The sequence below is a fragment of the Streptomyces sp. NPDC013317 genome, assembly GCF_055563155.1.
On sequence record NZ_JBVHDX010000011.1, the window covers coordinates 45250 to 66576 of the forward strand.

Annotated in this window: 17 protein-coding genes; 9 read left to right on the forward strand and 8 right to left on the reverse strand. The window is 73.4% G+C overall.

The genetic code is table 11. From position 1 onward, the window contains the following. Window positions 1–442: 442 nt before the first annotated feature. Window positions 443–823: a VOC family protein gene (locus ACZ3IJ_RS26125; protein ID WP_467471994.1), complete on the reverse strand. Its 381-nt coding sequence runs from the start codon at window positions 821–823 to the stop codon at window positions 443–445. Window positions 824–1058: 235 nt separating this feature from the next. Here ACZ3IJ_RS26125 and ACZ3IJ_RS26130 point away from each other — a divergent pair, with 235 nt between their 5' ends. Together ACZ3IJ_RS26130 and ACZ3IJ_RS26135 are read left to right on the forward strand one after the other, a co-directional pair. Next, the gene (locus tag ACZ3IJ_RS26130; protein WP_467471995.1) at window positions 1059–1772 is read left to right on the forward strand and encodes a DUF6338 family protein; all 714 of its coding nucleotides are present in this window, start codon (window positions 1059–1061) and stop codon (window positions 1770–1772) included. Next, a complete protein-coding gene (locus tag ACZ3IJ_RS26135) occupies window positions 1744–1911 on the forward strand; it encodes a hypothetical protein (protein WP_467471997.1) in 168 nt (55 codons plus the stop codon). Before ACZ3IJ_RS26130 ends, ACZ3IJ_RS26135 begins: the two co-directional genes overlap by 29 nt. Window positions 1912–1931: 20 nt before the next feature. On the opposite strand, the gene ACZ3IJ_RS26140 is transcribed toward ACZ3IJ_RS26135, so the two are convergent. Continuing rightward, complete coding sequence (locus ACZ3IJ_RS26140) at window positions 1932–6878, reverse strand: CHAT domain-containing protein (protein ID WP_467471999.1); 4947 nt, start codon at window positions 6876–6878, stop codon at window positions 1932–1934. An 80-nt stretch (window positions 6879–6958) separates the two neighbouring features. Beyond that, window positions 6959–7654, reverse strand: coding sequence for a TetR/AcrR family transcriptional regulator (locus ACZ3IJ_RS26145; protein ID WP_467472001.1), 696 nt, complete (start codon window positions 7652–7654; stop codon window positions 6959–6961). 99 nt (window positions 7655–7753) lie between these two features. On the opposite strand from ACZ3IJ_RS26145, the gene ACZ3IJ_RS26150 reads away from it, so the two are divergent. The 6 genes from ACZ3IJ_RS26150 (at window position 7754) to ACZ3IJ_RS26175 (ending at window position 14960) form a co-directional block, all read left to right on the forward strand. Beyond that, window positions 7754–9388 (forward strand): amidohydrolase, encoded by a 1635-nt coding sequence (locus ACZ3IJ_RS26150; RefSeq protein WP_467472003.1) that lies wholly within the window; start codon window positions 7754–7756, stop codon window positions 9386–9388. Between the two features lie 224 nt (window positions 9389–9612). Continuing rightward, entirely contained in the window at window positions 9613–11247 is a 1635-nt protein-coding gene (locus tag ACZ3IJ_RS26155; protein ID WP_467472005.1) for an ABC transporter substrate-binding protein, read from the forward strand. Then, entirely contained in the window at window positions 11244–12197 is a 954-nt protein-coding gene (locus ACZ3IJ_RS26160) for an ABC transporter permease (RefSeq protein WP_467472007.1), read from the forward strand. The genes ACZ3IJ_RS26155 and ACZ3IJ_RS26160 overlap by 4 nt, the downstream gene beginning before the upstream one ends. After that, window positions 12194–13072, forward strand: coding sequence for an ABC transporter permease (locus ACZ3IJ_RS26165; RefSeq protein ID WP_467472009.1), 879 nt, complete (start codon window positions 12194–12196; stop codon window positions 13070–13072). The genes ACZ3IJ_RS26160 and ACZ3IJ_RS26165 overlap by 4 nt, the downstream gene beginning before the upstream one ends. Window positions 13073–13170: 98 nt before the next feature. After that, complete coding sequence (locus ACZ3IJ_RS26170) at window positions 13171–14130, forward strand: ABC transporter ATP-binding protein (protein ID WP_467472011.1); 960 nt, start codon at window positions 13171–13173, stop codon at window positions 14128–14130. Next, the gene (locus tag ACZ3IJ_RS26175; protein WP_467472013.1) at window positions 14127–14960 is read left to right on the forward strand and encodes an ABC transporter ATP-binding protein; all 834 of its coding nucleotides are present in this window, start codon (window positions 14127–14129) and stop codon (window positions 14958–14960) included. The genes ACZ3IJ_RS26170 and ACZ3IJ_RS26175 overlap by 4 nt, the downstream gene beginning before the upstream one ends. Before the next feature lie 379 nt (window positions 14961–15339). On the opposite strand, the gene ACZ3IJ_RS26180 is transcribed toward ACZ3IJ_RS26175, so the two are convergent. Further along, a complete protein-coding gene (locus ACZ3IJ_RS26180; protein WP_467472015.1) occupies window positions 15340–16083 on the reverse strand; it encodes a 2OG-Fe(II) oxygenase in 744 nt (247 codons plus the stop codon). A gap of 615 nt (window positions 16084–16698) precedes the next feature. Between ACZ3IJ_RS26180 and ACZ3IJ_RS26185 the strand changes: the two genes are divergently transcribed. After that, complete coding sequence (locus ACZ3IJ_RS26185; protein WP_467472017.1) at window positions 16699–17007, forward strand: hypothetical protein; 309 nt, start codon at window positions 16699–16701, stop codon at window positions 17005–17007. 292 nt (window positions 17008–17299) lie between these two features. Here the strand turns inward: ACZ3IJ_RS26185 and ACZ3IJ_RS26190 are convergent, their stop codons facing one another. From ACZ3IJ_RS26190 to ACZ3IJ_RS26205, 4 genes are read right to left on the reverse strand one after another with little or no spacing between them, the layout of a single operon-like run. Then, window positions 17300–17764: a MaoC family dehydratase gene (locus ACZ3IJ_RS26190; protein ID WP_467472019.1), complete on the reverse strand. Its 465-nt coding sequence runs from the start codon at window positions 17762–17764 to the stop codon at window positions 17300–17302. Further along, window positions 17761–19347, reverse strand: a complete 1587-nt coding sequence (locus tag ACZ3IJ_RS26195) for an acyl-CoA synthetase (RefSeq protein ID WP_467472020.1) — start codon at window positions 19345–19347, stop codon at window positions 17761–17763. The genes ACZ3IJ_RS26190 and ACZ3IJ_RS26195 overlap by 4 nt, the downstream gene beginning before the upstream one ends. A 12-nt stretch (window positions 19348–19359) precedes the next feature. Continuing rightward, window positions 19360–20265 (reverse strand): amidohydrolase family protein, encoded by a 906-nt coding sequence (locus ACZ3IJ_RS26200; RefSeq protein WP_467472022.1) that lies wholly within the window; start codon window positions 20263–20265, stop codon window positions 19360–19362. Then, entirely contained in the window at window positions 20262–21242 is a 981-nt protein-coding gene (locus tag ACZ3IJ_RS26205; RefSeq protein WP_467472024.1) for an SDR family NAD(P)-dependent oxidoreductase, read from the reverse strand. Before ACZ3IJ_RS26205 ends, ACZ3IJ_RS26200 begins: the two co-directional genes overlap by 4 nt. Window positions 21243–21327: the final 85 nt, after the last annotated feature.

Here is a 21327-nt window from a genome sequence, read left to right on the forward strand (position 1 = left end):
ACGTGCCGGTCGAGCGCGAGGAGCGCCGATGACCTACGCCATCCGGGCCGAAGGCCTGGTCAAGAGGTACGGGACCACGGCCGCCGTGGACGGTCCGGACCTGGAGGCCCGGGCCGGCGAGTGGTGGGCCTGCTCGGTCCGCACGGGGCGGGCACGAGCACGGTCGTCCCGATCCTGTCCGCGCACGGAGCTGACCGGTGCCGCCCCGTCGCACGACCCGCACACCGGCACCCTGTCCGCCCCGGCCGCCGACCCGATGCGCCTGTCCGCACTCGTGCGGCGCCTGGAACGCTCCGGCATCGGCACCGAGACCCTGGGCCTGGGCCTGCACCAGCCGACCCTCCAGGACGCCCTCGTCGCACTCGCGCACCGGCCCCCGCACACCGGGAGGAGTGACTTCCCCCGCCCCCGTCGGGGACGGGGGAAGGCGGACCGCCGTGGGTCAGAGGGCGGGCCGGACCCGGGAGCGCAGGAGGCAGAACTCGTTGCCCTCGGGGTCGGCCAGGACGTGCCAGCTCTCGGTGCCGCTCTGACCGACGTCGGCGGGGCGGGCGCCGAGGGCGAGCAGCCGCTCCAGCTCGGCGTCCTGGTCGCGGTCGGTGGCGTTGAGGTCGAAATGCAGGGGGAGCTTCCCGGTCCGCGGGTCGGTGCTCGGGCTGAGGACGAGGGTCGGCCCCGCCGCGTCCGAGTCGGGAGGCCCGATCTCGATGCTCCCGTCGTCCTCGCGGGCGCGTTCGACGTAGCCGAGGACCTCGCTCCAGAACGCGGCGAGCCGCTCCGGATCCGCGCAGTCGATGACGAGCTCGGTGATGCGGCATGCCATGCCCGTCAGTGTACGGAAGGGGCCGCCGTTCCGGCCGGACGGCAGGGGGCCGGGAGCATGCCTACACGTGACGTCCTCGGGCCCCACCGACCCGGGACTCCCGGAAGACCCGCGCCCCACGGCCTCTTCGACACGGCCGGGCGGACCATGGCCCGGATCGACGTGTCGCGCGGTGGATCACCGACGTACGGTGTGAGCCGGGGAGTTCGTGGCGCGGCGGGCGGGAGAGGGAGCGATGGTTCCGGGTACGGTGCAGCAGCTGACGATCCTGCTGGTCCTGGTGCTGCCCGGGGTCTTCTACCAGGCCGTACGGGAGCATCTGCGCGGGGCGGTCGCGGCGGAGCAGGAGCCGCAGAACCGGATCGTGCGGGCCATCGCGGCCGGGGCGCTCCTCGACGCCGTGTACGCGGTGGCCGCGGGCCCGTGGCTGGTGCGGCTGCTCACGGGGGACGGCCGTGGTCCGGTCGCCGGGATGCTCGAACGCCCCCGGGAGGCGGGGCTGGCTGCGCTGTTGCTGGTGGTCGTGGTGCCGTCGGGGATCGCCTGGGCGGAGGCGGTACGGGACCGGCGACGGCGGCGGGCGCGGTACGAGCCGACGCCGACGGCCTGGGACGCGCTCTTCCGCGACCGGGGGTCGTGCTTCGTCCGGGCCCGGCTCAAGAACGGTCTGTGGGTCGGTGGTTGGCTGGGGTCCGGATCGGCGGTCTCCGCGTACCCGCAGCCGGGCGACGTCTATCTCCAGTCGCAGTACCGGATGGCGCCCGACGGCACGTTCCTCGGGAAGGTCCCCGACACCGGCGGGGTCTATCTGCGGGCCGCCGACATCGACGTACTGGAAGTGCTGCTGCCGCCCTCGGCACGGTCGACACCGCCGGTCGCGCCGGAGCAGCGGACACGGGAACAGAGGGAGGGAACGGAAGATGACGCAGCCTCACCGACCGTCGGATGAGCAGGACTGGGAGGACGTGATCGCCGAGTTCTCCGAGCGCCGGACGTACCGGCCGTCCGACGAGGCGCCGGAGCCCGACGACGTGCCGCAGGCGCCGTCGGGCACGGCGGTGGGCGACGGGGCGCTGGCGCAGGACTGAGCCGCGTCGCCGCACCTCCGTCACGGCCCGGTGTGGATGTGCGCGGCCCACAGGTGCGGGGCACGGGCGAGGCGCCGGCGCAGCTCGCGCACCGGGCGGTGCAGCGCCGTCGCGGGGTCGATCGGGCGGCCGCGCGTGAGGTCGTCGGCAAGGGCCGTGTACAGCTCCTCCGTCAGCCGGGTCGCCACCTTGTCCGCGACAGGCCACAGCGTGCCGATCACATGCGGATACCCGGCCAGTTGGAACGAGGAGGCCAGCTGCACCGACTCGTCGGGCAGCGTGAGTCCGCCCTGGGAGGTGGAGCAGGCCGACAGGACGGCGAGGACGGCCTCGCGCGGGCGCTGCTCGGCGGCGTCGCGGACGGTGAGCCGCCCGTCGTGGAGGATCAGGCCGCTCTCGGACGGCCTGTCCGGCTCGCTGACCCCGTGACAGCTGAAGTGGACCCACGGGTGGGCGGGCAGCGCCTGCCGCACCGCGTCGACGGTGGCGGCGGGACCGGCGAGTTCGAGGTGCGCCGGAAACAGCTTCCGCAGCAGCTTCGCCTCCTGGGAGGCTCCGGGCAGGGGCGGGGCTCCCGGGGTGTCCGCGAGGGTGACGATCAGCGGAGCGGGCGTTGCCACGGCGGTGCCCGAGGGCGCCTGCCGGGCGCGGTCCAGTGCGCGCAGCGTCGGGGTGTACGAGGAGACGACCCGGTCCATGACGCTCTCGCCGGAGCCGGGTCCCGACCGGGTTCCGGCGTCGGGGCGGCCCGCCGCGTGGAGGGGCAGCAGCGCCAGCCATCCGGTGGGGCACCACCACAGGCGGCTCCACGACGCTTCGTCGGGCGGCGCGGCGTGCAGGCCGAGACGGTGGAGGACCGGCTCCGCGACGGCGGTCCACAGCCACTCCAGGGTCTCCGACAGCGCCCCCATCGCGGAGAAGGCCCGGCGGTTCCCCTGGTCGCCGTAGGCGTCGTCGACGGCCGTGAGGAACGCCGTGGCCCGCTCGAGGACGCCGGCCGGGGTGAGGGCGGGCAGGGGGACGACCTCGATGCCCCGGTCGGCGGTGACGACGAGTGCGTCGGAGCGGTACCGGCTGACGTTGACCACCACGACCGGGCCCCCGGAGGCCGCGCGGATCAGCTCGGTCACGCGCGGTGCGGCCAGGAAGTCTTCGAGGCCGGGGAGCCGGCGGATCCGGTCGAGCAGGTCGTCCCAGGTCCGGGCGAGGGAGTGCCGTGACTCGGCGAACAGCCCGGCCTCGTGGCCGGTGTACGTGGGTTCGGCGGGTCCGGGACCGGTGGCCGACGCGGGGCGGGTCGGTCCGGCGCTCAGGGAGTCCCGGACGCGTGCGAACTCGGCGGCCAGGGCGGGGTCGGCCGTACGCAGCCGGGAGAGGTCGCCTCGCGCCTCCTGGCCCTGGGCGAGCAGCACGCCACGCCCCTGTTCGAGGAGCGTGAGCGCCGCCTCCGGGTCGTCCTGCCGCAGCGCGAGCGCGGCCGCGTCGGAGGCGAGTCCCGTGCCGGCGACCAGCCGGTCCTCCTGGTCGGCGCGTTCGAGACCGCGCGGCGCGAGGCGGGGCAGGAGACCGACGGCGTACGTGTAGCCGCCGAGCGCCTCGGCGTCCTGGCCGGCCGCGACGGCGGCCTCGCCCCAGGTGCGGGCGGCGAGCAGGCGTTTGGCCACGGAGGCGACCGGGTTCCGGGCGGCCTGCCGGGCGAGTCGGACGGCCTCGGCGAGCTCCTGCGGGCCGACGCTCGCGTCGGCGAGGCGGCTCCGCGCCAACTGGGTACGGGCCAGGACCCATTGGACGTGGGCCTGGTGGGGGTGGTCCTCGGGAAGCCGGTCGAGTGCCTCCCGGGCCGCCTCCGCCCCGCGGGCGAGTACGGGCGCGAGCGCCGGGTCGGCCGGGTCCTCGGCCACCTCTGCGGTGATCATGCTCGTGGCGGCCAGGTTGATCAGGGCCACGGTCCGCCGTGGATGGCGGTCGTCGAGCCCGGCGACGGCCTCCTCCAGGACGCGCCTCGCCTCGGCGAGCAGCCCCGGGTCCGTGGCGTCGCTCGGGCCGCCGAGTGCGGTGCGGTGCAGCAGGACACCGAGGTTCACGCGCGCGATGTCCCTGCCGTGCCGCTCGCCGTCGGCGAGGGAGACCGCCTCGCGCAGCAGCCCCGCGGCCTCGTCGGCGGCGGTCCGGTCGTGAGTGGCCTCGTACCGGATCCGTAGCGCCTCGGCGAGGTTGGAGAGGTGGGCGGCGCGCTCGAAGGAGGTCGGCGGGCTCTGCCGGACGGCGTGGCGCAGGACGTCCACGCCCTCGTCGAGCCATCGGCGGTCGCCGGTGAGCCGGGAGCGTCGGATGAGGGCGAAGCCCAGGTTGGTGAGGACGCCCGCCCGCCCCTTGTGGTCGGCCGGGACGACGGCGGCGGCTTCCCGCAGGATGCCGATCGCGGTGCCCATGAGCGTGTCGTCGGCGGTGTCGGCCGCCCGGCCGCACAGCGCGTTGCCGTAGCTGGTGAGCAGGGCGTGGCGCTCGCCGGGATCGTGGGGGCTCGCGAGCGCGGCGCGGTAGTGGGCCAGGGCCTCGTCGCGCAGGTCCTCGTCGTAGGTGCGCAGATGGAGTTCGGCGAGCGCGTTGGCGAGGCCGGAGCGGGCGCGTGCCTCGGACGAGTGGCGTGTGCCCGTTCCGTACGTGTCGGTCCGGTGGTGGCCGGTCTCCTCCTCGGCGACGGCGACCGCCTGGCGGTGCCAGTGGACGGCCTCCTCGAGCGGGGCGCCGTCGCCGGTGAAGCGGGAGAGGGAGCGCAGGGCGGCGCCCAGGCGGGAGAGGTTCTCGCCCCTGCCGGGTGTGGTGGGCCCCGAGATCCGTACCGCCTCGCGCAGCACGTCGACGGCCTCCGTGACGAGGCCGGCGTCCGAGCGGATCTGGGCGAGGTCCTCCAGGGCGTCGCCCAGGTTCCCGAGACGGTGTGCGCGGTAGTGGTCGTCGGGTGCGGTCGCGGTGAGGGCGTCCCGGTGCGCCCGCGCCCCCTCGGCCAGCAGCGCCTCGTCGGCGGTGAGGGCGCCGAGGCTCACCAGGGCGACGCCGAGGTTGGAGCTGCTCACGGCCCTGTCGTGGCCACCGGTGTGTGCCGCGGCCGCCACGGCGAGGCGCAGGACGCGCACGGCCTCCGCGTGTCCGTCCGGGTCCCGCGTCGTGGTGGCGCGCTGCAGGTGGATGCCGCCGAGGGCGGACAGGTACTCCGCGCGTCGCGGGTCGTCGTCGCCCAGCAGGTCGAGGGCCCGCCGGATCAGGGCGATGCCCTCGCTCCGCTTCTCCTCGGCGCCCGGGTCGGGGGCGCCGTCCGCCCCGGCGCGGTCGGTGAAGCGCCAGGCGAGGGCGTGCCCGAGGGCGTAGGTCACGCCCGTCGCGTCCCCGTCGGCCGCCTCCGTGAGGGCGAGTGCCTCCCGGAACGTCCCTTCCGCCTCCGCCGCTGCGGCTTCGGCGGTCTCCCCGGTGCCGTCCGCCGACGCGTCCAGGGTCCTGGCCAGTTCGAGCAGGACCCGGGCCCGTTCGGCCGACCGCGGCGGGGTGTCCGCGGCGAGCCCGCGCAGCAGGGCGAGCGGTTCGGCGAGCGCGCCGGGTGGGCCGCCCAGGGCGTCGGCGCGCAGGCGCAGCAGGGCGGCGAGCTCCAGGGCCCGGCCCGTGTGGTGCCGGTCGTCGCTCCCGGTGGCGTCCAGGGCGCCGCGGGCGAAGCCGATAGCGGCCTGCAGGTCGGCGAGGACCCCGGTCTCGGCGTACCGGGAGCGCAGGACCTCGGCCAGGACGAACTGGGCGTGGGTGTGGGCCGGGTGTCCGGGCGGGGCCGCGGCCAGGGCGTCACGCGCGGCGCTGTGCGCGTCGTCGAGGGCGGAGAGGTTCCGGGCGCTGACGGTGCTGCCGTTGAGGGCGTGGGCCAGGTTGGCGAGGTAGAGGGAGCCCTCGACGGGGTTGTCCGCCGCCGCGGCCGCGCGTCGGCAGGTGGCGATGCCCTCCTCGTGGAGCGCGGTGCGGTCCTGCCCGCCGGGAGTGTCCCCGGGCGCCATCGAGAGGGTGACGAGCGCCATCCCGAGGTCGTTCAGGTGGGCGGCCGGCGGCGGCTGGGCCGGGGCGGCGGCGGTGGAGCGGCGCAGGGCGTCCACGGCCTCGGGGAGGAGAGCGGGGTCGCGGAGCTGTGCGGCGGCGTTCAGCAGTGCCGTGCCCAGCAGGGCGAGGTGCAGGGCGTGGTGCGGATCGCCCGGTCGGCTCCCGCGCACGGTCCGGCGCAGCACGTCGACGCTCTCCCGCGCGACGGCGGGGTCCCCCGTGGCCTCCGCCGCGTGGTTCAGGACGAGTCCCAGGTTGCCTGCCCTGCGGGCCTGTTCGATCCGCTCACCGGGCGCCGCGGACACGGCGGCGCGGCTGTGCCGGACGGCCTCGGCGAGGATCTCGGGACCGCCGCCGTCCCGGAATCCGTACAGCATCGTCAGACCGAGGTCGGAGAGGCAGGTGCCCTGTTCGGCGCTGCCGTCGGGGAATCCGGCGACGGCGTGGCGCAGCAGCGCGGCCGCGGCGGGCAGGGGCCCGGGGTGGCGGTGGCGGGTGTAGAGGGCGAGGATCCCGGCGCCCGCCTGGTACGCGTCGCCGGGGTCCGCCTCCGCTCCGTCGGGCTCGCCCGCGAGCAGCGCGAGGACCGGGGCGAGGACGGGCGGTACGTGGGTGGGCGAGGCGCGGTGGACGTCGAGGAAGCAGAGGACGGCGGAGCCGAGGGCCGCCATGTCCGCGCCCTCGCCGGCGAGGTGGCGGCACCATTCGTAGTACCCGATCGCGTTGACGGCCACGAGCTGGACGTTCCCGTCCGGCAGCGTCCCGGCGCGGCGTATGGCGTCGGCCGTCGCGGCGGCCTCGTCGGTCAGGAACCAGCGCAATGCGCCGGGGTCGTGGTCGACCCGTAAGACCCGGTCCATCATCCGCTGAGCCGTCGCTTCGACGTTCATCCCTGGTCGCCCCCGTCGGAGTTCTCGTCCTCGGAGGCCAACGTAGCCCAGCGGAGGGGGAGTTCCCCGGGCGGCCTCGGCTACGGAAGCCGGGCCGCCGCCGCGTCCAGCATCAGGTCCAGGGCGAAGGGGTAGCCGCTGTCGCGCATGTCGGCGGCGAGCAGCGGGAAGGTCGCCGCGATGTGCGGGTGGGTCTCCGGCGGCAGCCTCCCGTACGAGGCGCGCCACACCTCCTCGTCGGCCACGCGTGCGGGTTCCGGCAGGGCGAGCGCGGCGGCGTCCAGCGCCGCGAAGGCCAGGGCCTGGTCCACGAAGGCGTGGTAGATCGGCACGGCCGTCGCGTCGGGGAAGCCGGCCCCGCGCAGGATGCCGAGGATCGTCTCCACCGCCGCCGTCTCGTGGGCGCGGCCCGTCGTCCGGTGTGCGGCGAGCAGCGCGGCCTGCGGGTTGGCGAGGTAGACGGCGTGGATCCGCAGCCCCATGTCGCGGAGGTCCGCCCGCCAGTCGCCGGTCGCCCGCCAGCCCTCCTGGGCCCGTCCGACGAACTCGTCGGCCAGGGCGAGCAGGAGGTCGTCGGTGTTGCGGAAGTAGCGGTAGAGGGAGCTGGGGTCGGCCCCGAGGGCGGCGCCGAGCCGTCGTACGGACAGGGCGTCCGCGCCGTGCTCGCCGACGAGCCGCAGCGCGGTCTCGATGATCAGCCGTTCCGAGAGGACGGCGCCTTGTTTGGTGGGCCTGCGGCGCCGCCGCCGGCCTTCCGGGACCACTCGCTCGACCATGCGGCCACCTTATGACAACACCATTGACGTGTAAACGGCTCGCCCAGTTCCATGTGCGTTCACCAGGCACCCCCTCTTCTCCCGTTCTGGAGCATCCCCATGACCAAGGCCGATCTGGTCTTCACCCAGGGCCCCGTCCACACCGGCGATCCCGCCCGCACCCGGGCGAGCAGTCTCGCCGTCACCGGCGAGCGCATCACCGCCGTCGGCCATGACGAGGTGCGCGAACTCATCGGGCCGGGCACCGAAGTCGTCGACCTGCGGGGGAAGCTGCTCCTTCCCGGCTTCCAGGACTCGCACGTCCACGCCGTGTTCGCCGGGACGGAGCTGGCCGAGTGCGACCTGACCGGCACGGTCGGCGTCGAGGACTACCTGACCCGGATCCGGGAGTTCGCCGAGGCCCACCCGGACCGGCCGTGGATCACCGGCGGCGGCTGGTCGATGGAGAGCTTCGAAGGGGGCCTGCCCACCCGGCAGCTGCTCGACTCGATCGTCCCCGACCGGCCGGTCTACCTCGTCAACCGCGACCACCACGGCGCGTGGGCGAACACCCGCGCCCTCGAACTCGCCGGGCTCACCCGGGAGACCTCCGACCCCGCCGACGGGCGGATCGAGCGCGAGCCCGACGGCACCCCGAGCGGCACCCTGCAGGAGGGCGCCACCGGGCTGGTCTCCCGGCTCGTCCCGCCGAGCTCCGCCGCCGACCGGCTCGCCGGGCTGCTGCGCGCGCAGAGGCTCCTCCACTCGCTCGGCATCACCGGCTGGCAGGACGCCATGCTCGGGATGTACGGCGGCCACCCCGACCCCTCCGACGCCTATCTCGCGGCAGCCCGCGCCGGGACGCTCACCGCCCGCGTCACCGGGGCGCTGTGGTGGGACCGCGAACGGGGGGACGAGCAGATCGACGACCTCGTCACCCGCCGCGAGGAGCTGACCCACGGGCGGTTCCGGGCCGGCTCCGTCAAGATCATGCAGGACGGCGTCGCGGAGAACTTCACGGCCGCGATGACGACGCCGTACCTCGACGGATGCGGCTGCGCCACCGCCAACTCGGGGCTCAGCTTCGTCGACCCGGTCGCGCTGCGCTCGTACGTGACCCGTCTGGACGCCCTCGACTTCCAGGTGCACTTCCACGCGCTCGGCGACCGCGCGGTACGGGAGGCCCTCGACGCCGTAGAGGCCGCGGTGGAGGCCAACGGCCGGCGCGGCAACCGGCACCACCTCGCCCATCTGCAGGTGGTCCACCCCGACGACCTGGACCGGTTCGCCCGCCTGGGTGCCATCGCCAACATCCAGCCCCTGTGGGCCGCGCACGAGCCGCAGATGGACGAGCTGACGATCCCGTTCCTCGGGCCCGAGCGGACCTCCTGGCAGTACCCGTTCGGCTCCCTGCTGCGCGCCGGGGCCACCCTGGCGGCCGGCAGCGACTGGCCCGTCTCCAGCCCCGACCCGATCGCGGGCATCCATGTCGCGGTGAACCGGAGGGAGGCCGGCACGACCGACGAGCGGGTCTTCCTGCCGGAGCAGCGCCTCGACCTGGCCTCCGCCGTCGCCGCCTACACGGCCGGTTCCGCGCACGTGAACCGGCTCGACGAGACCGGCACGCTGCTCCCGGGCATGCTCGCCGACCTGGTCGTCCTCGACCGCGACATCTTCACCGCGCCGCCGGAGGAGATCGCCGAGGCGCGGGTGCTGAGCACGTACGTCGGCGGCACACCGGTCCACACGGCCTGACGGCACCCGGCGGCCCGCCGCCCTCACGCCCTCCCGTCACGTCCGTCGGCCCTGCGCCATCCGGCCCGTCGCCCCCGCACCCCACACAGCACCACCGAGCACCACCAGCCCCACGCCGCTCCACCAGCCCCACGCCGCTCCACCGCAGCCCCGCACCACACCGTGCTCCGCACCACGCACCATCCCCCAGCGCCCGTCACTACACCCGTAAGGGGTGGGTCTCCTTGCGCATCTCCAGAGCCACCGCACTGCTCGTCTGCACCGCCGCCGTCGCGGCCGCCACCGCCGGCTGTTCCGGCGCGACCGGATCCGGATCCGCCGGCGGCGCCGCCTACACCGTCACCCCCACCTCCCCCGCCGCGAAGGGCGCGATCGGCACGCTCACCTGGTCGCTGTACGCCGAGCCGTACACCCTCGACTACGCCCTCGCGTACGACTACCCGCCCAACACCGTCCTCGCCAACGTGTGCGAGCAGCTCCTTCGGGTCACCCCCGACCTGAAGATCGAGCCCGGGCTCGCCGTGAAGTACGACAACCCCGATCCGAAGACCTGGGTGTACACCCTGCGTCCGGGCATCACGTTCCACGACGGCACCACCATGACCGCCGACGACGTGGTCGCCTCCCTCAAGCGCCACATGGACCCGGCGACCGGCTCGCCCTGGGGATCGGCGTTCCGGAACGTCACCTCCATCACCAGCAGCGGTCCGCTGGAGGTGACCATCCGGCTCTCCCGGCCCGACGTCCTCCTCAACGAGCTGATGGCGGCCTCCCCCGGCACCGTCGAGAGCGCGGCCTTCCTGGCGAAGGCCGGCAAGGACTACGGGGGCCCCAAGGGGAAGGTCAACTGCACCGGCCCGTACGCCCTGGACGGCTGGGCCCAGGGCGAGAGCGTCACGCTCAAGAAGTTCCCGGGGTACTGGGACACCGCCCTGGCCCCGAAGAACGACACGGTGACCTTCACGTTCGTCGAGGACCCGGCCGCGCGCACCAACGCCTTCCTGTCGGGCACGGCCGACGGCGGCTACATGGTGCCCGCCACCTCGCTGACCCAGCTGCGGTCCACCACGAAGGGGAAGGTGTACTTCGGCCCCAACACCGCTGCCGCCGACCTCTCCGTCCTCGACTTCAAGGGCCCGCTCGGCGACCTGAAGGTCCGACGGGCGCTCTCCATGGCCCTCGACCGGAAGAACATCGTCAAGGCGGCGGCCGGGGGCGTCGGCGTCCCGGCCAAGGCGCCCACCGCACGCGGCGCGTGGGCGCTCGTGCCGGAGAGGACCGACGCCTACTTCGACGCCCTGCCGGAACCGGTGTACGACGTGGCCGCCGCGAAGAAGCTGGTCGAGGAGGCCGGCGCCACCGGGCGGAGGATCACGCTCGTCACCAGTTCGCTCGCGCCGGAGATCAGTGTCGTCGCCAACGCCGTCCAGGCGGCGGGGCGGCAGATCGGGCTCGACGTCCGGCTGAAGTCCGTCGCCCCGGAGGCGTACAGCAGCATCTTCGTCGACCCAGAGGCGCGCAAGGGGCTGGACCTGGTCATCACCAACGGGTACGACAACACGCCCGATCCGCTGGAGTTCTACCAGTACCTGAGCACCGGCCACGTCGGGAACTACGGGAACTGGTCGAACGCCGAGTACGACGCCGCCTTCGACCGGGCGAACGCCGAGCCCGACCCGGCTCGCCGGGCGGACCTGACGGCCGAGCTGCAGAGGATCGCCGTGCGCGAGCTCCCCGTCATCCCGCTGTACGAAGCCCCCTACTCGGTCTTCCTGGGCAGCGGGGTCACCGGCGCGCCCACCGGGATCGCGCAGCTGTACTACCCCTGGGCCGCGACGATCGGGGCCGCGCGGTCATGAGGCGCTATCTCGCGGGCCGGCTCCTCGGCCTGGTGACGGTCCTGCTCGTCACGTCGGTCCTGGTCTTCGCCGCCGTCCATCTCGCCCCCGGCGACCCGGTCTCCTTCCTGCTGCACGGCCGTCCCGCGACACCGGAGGCGGTGGCGGCCCTGCGCAGCCAATACCACCTGGACGACCCGCTTCCGGTCCAGTACGCGAAATGGCTGGGCGGGGTCCTGCACGGCGACTTCGGCCGCTCCGCGCAGTTCCACCAGGACGTCGGCCCGCTCATCGGCTCGCGCCTGCCGGGCACGGCCGTGCTCGTGGGGTACGCGGCGCTGCTCGTCGCCTCCCTCGGGGTCTCCGCGGGCGTCCTGGCGGCGCTGCGGCCCGGGGCCGTGGACCGGACCGTGCTGCTCGGCACCGGCGTGGCGACGGCGACCCCCTCGTTCGTGAGCGCCATCGCGCTCGTCTCGCTCTTCTCCGTCCAACTGGGCTGGTTCCCCGGCCCCGGTGGTACTCCGGAGGGCTTCACCGACCGGGTGTACCACCTCACGCTGCCGGCGTTCGCCCTGGCGATCACCTTCGCCGGGATGCTCGCCCGGGTCACCCGGTCGGCCATGCTCGACGAGATGGGGCGCGAGCACGTCGAGGTGGCGCGGGCGCGCGGGGTCGCGGGCGCCTCCGTGGTCCGCCGCCATGTGCTCCGCAACGCCCTGGGGCCGATCGTGACCGTCGGCGGCACGATGCTCGCCGGTCTGCTGATCAGTACGTCGATCGTGGAGACCGCCTTCAACGTGTCCGGCATCGGTTCGCTGCTCGTGCAGTCGGTGACGGCCAAGGACTTCGCCGTCGTCCAGGCGATCACCCTGCTGAGCGTGACGGCGTTCGTCGTCGTCAATCTCGTCGTCGACCTGCTCGTACCGCTGGTCGACCCCCGGCTGTCCGTCCACGGGGAGGCATCCCGATGACCACCACCGTCTCCCCCGCGCCGGGCGCGCTGCGCCGCCGCCCGGGTCTGGGCGCCCTGCGCGTCCTCGGGCAGGGGCCGCTCTTCACGGCCGCCGTCGTCGTGCTGGCCGGGCTCGTCCTGGTCGCCGTGCTCGCGCCCGTACTCGCGCCGTACGACCCCGAGGCGCTCGATCTGTCGGCGAGTCTGGTGGGCACCGGCGGCGACCACCTCCTCGGCACCGACCAGTCCGGCCGGGACATCCTGTCGCGACTGCTGCACGGCGCACGGACGGGACTGCTCGGACCGCTGCTCGTGGTCGGCGTCTCGACGCTCCTGGGCACCCTGCTCGGCCTGGTCGCCGCATGGCGCGGCGGCTGGGCGGACGTGCTGCTGTCCCGGTCGATGGACCTCGCCTTCGCGATTCCCGGGCTGCTGTTCGCGATCCTCCTCGTGGCCGTGCTCGGTTCGGGCATGACCGCGCCGGTGATCGCCATGGCGGTGGCGTACACGCCGTACGTGGGACGGCTGGTGCGGGGGATCGCCCGCCAGGAGAAGGCCCGGCCGTACATCGAGTCGTACCGCGTGCAGGGCTGGTCGGGCTGGACGATCTGTCTTCGGCACCTGCTGCCCAACATCGCCCCGACGGTGTTCGCGCAGTCCGCGATGAACTTCGGGTACGCCCTGATGGACCTCGCCGCGCTGTCGTTCCTCGGCTTCGGCGTTCAGCCGCCCACGGCGGACTGGGGCGCCATGATCAACGAAGGCCAGGCGGCCCTCCAACAGGGGGCGATGCTGCCCGCGCTCGCGCCGTCGTTCTGCGTGGTCCTGGCCGTGGTGGCGTTCGGCATCGTCGGCGAGGGCCTCGCCGACCGGATCGCGAAGCGGGAGCGGTGAACCTCATGAACACCTCGAACTCCATGGGTCCTACGAACCCCACGGACTCCGTGGGCAACGTGGATCCTGTCCGCCTGAAGAGCAGGGGTCGGTCTCCCGTGCTGGAGATCGACGGCCTGGGAGTCCGGTTGCCGGACGGGCAGGCGGCCCGGCCGCTCCTCGACGGCGTCACGCTCCGGGTCGACGCGGGCGAGACCGTCGGTCTGGTCGGCGAGTCCGGCTCGGGCAAGTCGGTCGCGTGCCGCAGCGTGCTCGGGCTGCTGCCGGCCAGGGCGCGGACGGCCGGCGCCGTACGGGTGGGAGGCGGTGACGTCCTGACGATGGACCGCGCCGAGCTGGCCAGGCTGCGCGCCCGGCGGGTCGCCATGATCTATCAGGACCCCCGCGCCTCCGTGAACCCGCTGCGCCGGATCGGCGACTTCCTCACCGAGGGCCTGCGTGCCGCCGGTACCCCCGCCTCGACGGCGCTCGCGCGGGCGGAGGAGCTCCTCGACGCCGTCGGCATCCGCGATCCGCGAGGCGCGCTGCGCCGCCATCCGCACCAGTTCTCCGGCGGGATGCTCCAACGGGTGGTGATCGCCGCGGCCCTGGCGGGCGAGCCGGAGCTGCTGGTGGCCGACGAGCCGACCACGGCGCTCGACGTCACCACGCAGGCCGAGATCATCGCGATCCTGACCCGGCTCCAGGCCGAACGCGGCACGGGTCTGCTCTTCGTCACCCACGACCTGGAACTGGCGTCGGCGATCTGCGACCGCGTGTACGTGATGTACGCCGGCCGGATCGTCGAGACGGCGGACACCGACGCCCTGTTCGACCGGCCGCTCCACCCCTACACGGCGGGGCTGCTGGCCTGCACGCCCCGGATCGAGGCCGGCGCCCCCGCTCCGCGCCCCATCCCCGGCCGGCCCGTCTCGCTCGCCGAGGCCCCGCCCGGGTGCGCCTTCGCGGCGCGCTGCGCCCACGCACAGGCGCGGTGCACGGAGGAGACACCCGTACTGGCACGCCATGGCGACGGACTGGCCGCCTGCCACCGCGCCGACGAAGGGATCACACGGTGAGCGGAACCACGAACGGCCCGGAAGAGCTGGTGGTCGAAGGGCTGCGCAAGCGGTACGGGGACCATACGGCCGTGGACGACGTGTCGTTCACCCTCGCGCCGGGCGCCTCGCTGGGCATCGTCGGCGAGTCGGGCAGCGGCAAGACGACGACCGCGCGGATGCTCGTCGGCCTGGAGCGTCCCGACGGCGGCACGGTCCGGATCGGGGGCCGGGACCGCTCGGCGCGGGCCCGCGGCCGGGCCGAGCGCCTGGCGCGGGCCCGCGAGATCCAGATGGTCTTCCAGGACCCCTACCTCTCCCTCGACCCGCGCGTACCGGTGGCACGGTGTGTGGAGGAGGTGCTGCGCCTCCACGTCCCCTCGGACGCGGCGGCACGGCGGGTCCGCGTCGCCGAACTCCTCGACCAGGTGGGCCTCGGCGAGCGGGAGGCGGCGGCGCTGCCCGGCAGGCTCTCGGGCGGTCAGCGCCAGCGCGTCGCGATCGCCCGCGCGCTGGCGGCCGAGCCGCGGTTCCTCGTCCTCGACGAGGCGGTGGCGGCGCTGGACGTGTCGATCCAGGCGCAGGTGCTCGAACTCCTCGGCCGGATCCGGCGCGAGACGGGAATCGGCTTCCTCTTCGTGACGCACGACCTGGCCGTGGTCCGGCACGTCACGGACGAGGTGATGGTCCTCAAGCAGGGCCGCGTGGTGGAGAGGGGCACCACGTCGGCCCTCCTGGACGCACCCGCCGACCCCTACACCCGTCTGCTGCGCGACTCGGTCCCGCGTCGCGGCTGGAACCCGGCGGCCCTGGCCTCGGCGGGGAGGCGTGCACCGGGCGACGGCGTGTGACGTCATGCGGCCACCGTCCGACCTTCCGCCTTCCCCGCCGAAGGCGGGCGGTGGCCGCCGGCGCCGGTCACGCGTCTGACGCCGGTCCGCATCGACGTGGTCGGGCGGGGGCCACGACGGCGGAATTCCTTCGGAATAGGGGCCGTGGGGCTGACGAGAACGGACCCGTCGAGCGGCCCCCGGGGCTCGTGCGCCCTCCGGGCGCCGTCGACGACCCCGGGTCAGCCCGGCTCCTGACGGACCGCCACCCGCGCCCGCACGCCCTCGGCACATCACCACACGCCCGTCGTCGAATCCGAAGCCCGCCCTGGGCGCCCACCCGGAGTCACCAGCCCGGGCGGGGCCACGTGCCCCCGCGCGACGGTTGCCTTGCTGTTGTTCACGGCACATCTATGGGCTCGTAGAGCACGTCGGTTCTGAGAATTGTCTTCGTACCCTCGAGAAGCGGAGCCGAGTCGTGAAGCGTCCGGTGCCAGAAGAGGAGCGCATCGCCCGGTTCGGGGCGGTGGGCGCTCAATATTTCCGCAGGCTCTGCGAGCCGGGGCCAGTCCGAGAAGTCGCGTTCCGCAAAGGGAAGCTCGTTCTGCTTGTCGGCGATGAACCGCGTTTCTCCGCCCACTGCCTCGTACGAGAGGTAGACGACGACCGTCAGGTGAGTTCGCGTTCCGTCGGGGGCGAAATAGGGCGAGTCGTAGTGCGGGACAAGCAATCCGCCGTGTTCGTAGGTGATGAAGCGCATACGCGGATTGACAGACGCCGGCTTCCAGCGCCTTCCGTCTGAATCCGTCGGATCGTCCTGTCCCACTTCACACGGCAGAAACGTCCGCAGCCTGCGGTAGAACTCTGCCGCCAGGACTTCGGAGTCAGCCGTGGCGCGGAGATGGCCGACCGGATCTCCTTCTGCGTAGTTGGCGGCAACGCCGTCCAGACCCACCGGCACAAAGCGCTGGGCGGCGAGTTCGGCCGCGAACACCTCCACTTCAGCCGGAGAGAGGAAGTGGCGAATCACCCTGGCATCCACGTGCGGGATCTTCGACTCGCGCGGGGCCCATGAGTCATCGGCGGATATTCGGCTCAGCGTTGCTTCGGAGAGGTCGAACGGATTTACCGGAATTACGAACATGCTCACTTTTCCGTCTTGAGATCGTTGCCGATGCCACCGAGGCCGTAGGAGAACAGGGTGCATCGTGGCGAGGGCGCAGGAGGGCGGGCGTGGCGCACGAGATGCTCCTGTCGGGCGGATTTCTCCGGGAGGAGAGGGGTTGCACCATCCGAGTTCGCACTTCGATCGACGCACTTCTTCACGTCAGCCCGCGGCGCCACGAGCGCCCGAGTTTTCGAGGTTTCGAAGTGCACGAGCGGCGAATCGGAGAGCAGAGATCGCGCAACAGGGATCAGGCACTGGGGCGCCGCGGCGTTGAAACGGGGACCGCCTTGTGTCGATCTCTGCCGGTGGTCCGGCGGCAGGCGGCCGCCGGGCGGCTGGTGCGAGCGCCGGCATGGCTCCGGGCTCGCGCCCGACGTCACGGCCGTGCGCGCGGCGGCGGACCGAGGCCCCTGAAGCCTATGCCCGCGGGGAGCGGGGGCCGCCGAGCGATTATCGTCATGATGACGATATTAGACCGGGGTGAACCCCCAAAGCAAGCAGGGCGTCCCCAACGCGGCGGAAGGGGGCGGGAGGTGGGGCGGGGACCGGCACGGGCGGAGTGCTCGTTCGACGCCATGACGGAGCGACGCCATGACGGAGCGCTTCGGAACGCCGGCCTTCGTCGATCGCGGCCTCGACATCTCGCTGACGGACCAGCGCTCGACGAGCGGGCCGCGATCGCTGCCGTTCCACGCCCCGGAGGGCGCCGAGGACTTCGTCGCGTTCCTCACCGAGCGGTCCGGAACATACGGGGAGACCGGCGTCTTCGGGTTCGAGCAAGCGGATCCACGGATCGACGGGGCCCTCGAGGTCGCCCTGACGTGGAGCCGGACCTTCGCGGCCGGCGCATCCACAGCTCCGTGGACAGCGTGCCGACGCCCAGCGGCGGGACGCACGTGACGGGCTTCCGGGAGGGCGTGGCGGCGGCGATAGGCGCCTTCGTACGGGAGCGACACCCTCCGAGCGGGATCGACACCGCCGACACCGCCGACACCGCCGACCGGTTCTGCGACGGCACGGCTCGCGGAGGACCCGCGTCTGACCTCGGCCGTCGTCGGCCGGACCGTGCCCGGCGCGTGAGAGGCCGGGGCATGAGCCCGGTGGCCGCCGCATCGGGCCGCCGAACCGCCTGAGGGCCGCCCCCTCCCTGAAGGGGAGGGGGCGGCCCGTGTCGCCGGTCGGACGCGTGTCGTCAGGCGTAGAAGCGGGAGAGGAAGCGCAGGGCCGCCGCGGGCTTGGTGCCGCCCTCCCTCTCGATCGTGCCGTCGACGGCTGTCTGCACGCCCCCGGGAACCTCGTCGACCGAGGCGAGGCGGCCGACGAGGCGGATGCGGGAGCCGACGGGGACCGGCGCCGGAAAACGGACCTTGTCGAAGCCGTAGTTGACTTTCGTGGTGACGCCCCGGACGTCGAGCAGTCCGGTGAACAGGGGTATGAAGAGGGACAGCGTCAGACAGCCGTGGGCGATCGGCGCACCGAAGGGGCCGGCCGCCGCGCGCTCGGGGTCGGTGTGGATCCACTGGTGGTCGTCGGTGGCGTCGGCGAAGGTGTCGATCCGCTGCTGGGAGATCTCCAGCCAGTCGCTCGTGCCGAGGTCGCCGTCGTTCAGGAGGACGAGCTCCCGGAGTTCGTCGATGCCGTTCACGGTGGTCGTCATGCGGGGTTCTCCTCATGGTTCTCGGGGGGTTCGAGGTTCTCGGGGGGTACGGGGTTCTCGGGGGGTACGGGGCTCTCGGGGGCGAAGCCGCCGTGGAGGCGGCGGAGTTCGGGCTTGTGGAGCTTTCCGGAGGCGGTGCGGGCCAGGGCGTCCACCACGACGGCGCTCTTGGGGATCTTGTACGCGGCCAGCCGCCCCGCGAGCCCGGCGAGGACCGCCTCCGCGTCGAGCGCGGCTCCGGGGCGCGGCACGAGCAACGCCCGGGGCACCTCGCCCCACTTCGCGTCCGGTACGCCGATGACGGCGCACTCGGCGACGTCGGGGTGGACGAGCAGCGCGTCCTCGACCTCGGCCGGGTAGACGTTCTCGCCGCCGGAGATGATCATGTCCTTGATGCGGTCGTTGATGGTGACATGGCCGTCGGCGTCGACCGCGGCGGCGTCCCCGGTGCGCAGCCAGCCGTCGCTGAAGGCGGCGGCGCTCGCCTCGGGCAGTCCCCAGTAGCCGGACATCACGTGCGGGCCGCGGACGAGTACCTCGCCGGTCTCGCCCCGCGGGGCGTCGCTCCCGTCCGGCCCGACGATCCGGACGTCGGTGAAGAAGTGCGGGACACCCGCGGAGCCGGCCTTGCCGACGACGTGCTCGGCGTCGAGGAAGAGCACACCGGGCGAGGCCTCGGTCAGGCCGTACCCCTGCTGGAAGCGGAGTCCACGCTCCCGGTACGCGGCGATGAGCCGGCCGGGGACCGGGGCGCCGCCGCAGTTGAGGGTGCGCAGCGACGACAGGTCGGCGTGCGCCCAGCGCGGCGAGCGGGCCATCAGTTCGTACATGGTGGGGACGCCGAACATCGAGGTGATGCCGTGGCGTTCCACCAGGTCCAGGGTGGCGTCCGCGTCGAACTGCTCCACCACGACACAGGTGCCGCCCTTGAGCAGCACGGGCAGGGCCAGCATGCCGAGGCCAGCGGTGTGGAACAACGGGGCCGTGACGAGGGCCCGTTCGTCGGCGCGCAGATCGGTGTCGATCAGGACGTTGACCGCGTTCCAGGTGAGGTTGGCATGGGTGAGCATGGCGCCCTTGGCACGGCCGGTGGTTCCCGAGGTGTACATGACGATGCAGACGTCGTCCTCGGACACCTGCTCCTCGGGCGGGACGTGACCGGCGGCGGAGGCGATGGCCTCCTCGTACGCGTCGCCGACCTGGAGGCGGCGGGCGGGGTGCAGTGTGGTCCGGTCCGCGTGTCCGGGCGCGTGCACCAGCGTGTGCGCGCCCGAGTCAGTGAGCTGGTGGTCGATCTCGGGCGGCGTGAGCCGGGTGTTGAGCGGGACGAAGACGGCGCCGAGCAGTGCGGCGGCGAACAGCGTCTCCAGGAAGGACGGATGGTTCGGTCCCAGGTAGGCGATCCGGTCCCCGCGTCGGACGCCCCGCTGCCGCAGCGAGGCCGCGAGCCGGCCGACGCGGTCGTGGAGCCCGGCGTAGGTCAGGGACGTTCCCTGGTGGATCAGGGCGGTGCGGTGCGGGGTCTTGCGGGCCCGGCGGGCGGGCCAGGAGCCGAGGCCCACGTTCGTTCCCTTGTCGCGCATGGGGGCGACCCTTCAGACGAGCCCGAGCAGCCGGGCGGCGTTCTCCTTGAGGATCTTGGGACGGACCTCGTCCCTGATCGGCAGCCTGTCGAAGTCGGCGAGCCAGCGGTCCGGGGTCAGGACGGGGTAGTCGGAGCCGAAGAGGACCTTGTCCTGCAGCAGTGTGTTGGCGTAGTGCACCAGCTGCGGCGGGAAGTACGTCGGGGACCAGCCCGACAGATCGATGTGCACGCCAGGCTTGTGGGTGGCGACGGCCAGCGCCTCGTCCTGCCAGGGGAACGAGGGATGGGCCAGGATGATCTTGAGATGGGGGAAGTCGGCGGCGACATCGTCGACATACAGGGGGTTGGAGTACTTCAGCCGGATCCCGCCGCCGCCGGGGACGCCCGCGCCGATCCCGGTCTGGCCGGTGTGGAAGAGTGCGATGGCGCCGGTCTCCTCCAGCACCTCGTACAGCGCGTAGGCGAGGGACCGGTCGTTGGGGAAGAAGCCCTGGATGCTCGGGTGGAACTTGAAGCCCTTGACCCCGTACTCCTCGACCAGGCGGCGGGCCCGGCGGACGCCCGCCCTGCCGCGGAACGGGTCGACGGAGGCGAAGGGGATCAACACGTCGGCGTTCGCGGCCGCGGCCTCGGCGATCTCCTCGTCGGGAACGGGCGGGGTGCCGGTCGCGGACTCGGCGTCCACGGTGAAGACGACCGCGGCCATGTTCCGCTCGCGGTAGTAGGCCGCCATCTCCGGGACGGTGGGCCTGCGGTCGCCCGCGACCTTGAAGTACGCGGAGGAGGCGTCGTTCAGCTCGTCGGCGAGGGAGGCGTGCCCGTGGGCGGAGACCTCGGCGTGGGTGTGGACGTCGATGGCGACGAGGGCGCCGACGTCGACGGGGCCTCGCTCCAGCGGGGCGGTCCGGGTGCTCATCGGATCTCCCCGGGGGCCGGCACGCGGGGAGCGGGGATGCCCACGGTCTGCGGATGCGCGCCGACCGAGGTGTGCCACGCGGTGGCGATCGCGTCCGGGGTCCAGCCGCCGTCCGTGTAGGCCGAGGCGACCTCCTGCGGGTGCGACCAGAGCGTGAGCCGGTCGCCGCCGATACCGACGCACTGGCCGGTGATGTCACGGGCCGCGTCCGAGGCGAGGAAGGGGACGAGGGCGGCGCAGTCCTCGACGGTACCGAAGCCCTCGCCCTTGCGCAGGAAGCCGGGCAGCGGGACACCCCGCTCGCGCAGTGCCTCGACGTGCGGTGCGAAGTCGGGAATCGTCTCGGTCATGGCGGTGGCGGCGACCGGCACGATCGCGTTGACGGTGATGTCCGCCTTCGCCAGCTCCATGGACCAGGTGCGGGCCATGGCGGCGATCCCCGCCTTCGCCGCCGCGTAGTTGGTCTGGCCGAAGTTGCCGCGCTGTCCGGCGGGCGAACCGACGAGGACGAGACGTCCGCCCTCGCCCTGCTCGCGCATCCGCACGGCGGCGGCACGGGCGCAGGTGAAGGTGCCCTTGAGATGGGTGGTGACGACGGTGTCGAAGTCGTCGTCGGTCATCTTCCACAGCACGCGGTCGCGGAGGATGCCGGCGTTGGTGACCATGATGTCGAGCCGGCCGAAGGCGTCGACGGCCCGGTCGACGAGTCGCCGGGCGGCCTCGGAGGTGCCGACGGCCACCGTTTCGGCGACGGCGTCTCCGCCGCCCGCCTTCCGTACGGTCTCGGCGGCCTGTTCGGCGGCCCGGGCGTCGAGGTCGTTCACGACGACGTGTGCTCCGGCGCGGGCGAGCGCGGTGGCGTAGGCGAGGCCGAGGCCACGACCGGAGCCGGTGACGACGGCGACCTTCCCGCGCAGATCGACTGGCCGGCTAGGGGGCGGAGAGACAGATGAGGCAGATGAGACGGGAGAAGACACAGGTGTCCCTTCGACAGGAGGCGCTGGTGTGGGGCGGCCGATTGGAAGCTAAGACCAATAATTGTCGACGTCAATAGTTGTCGTA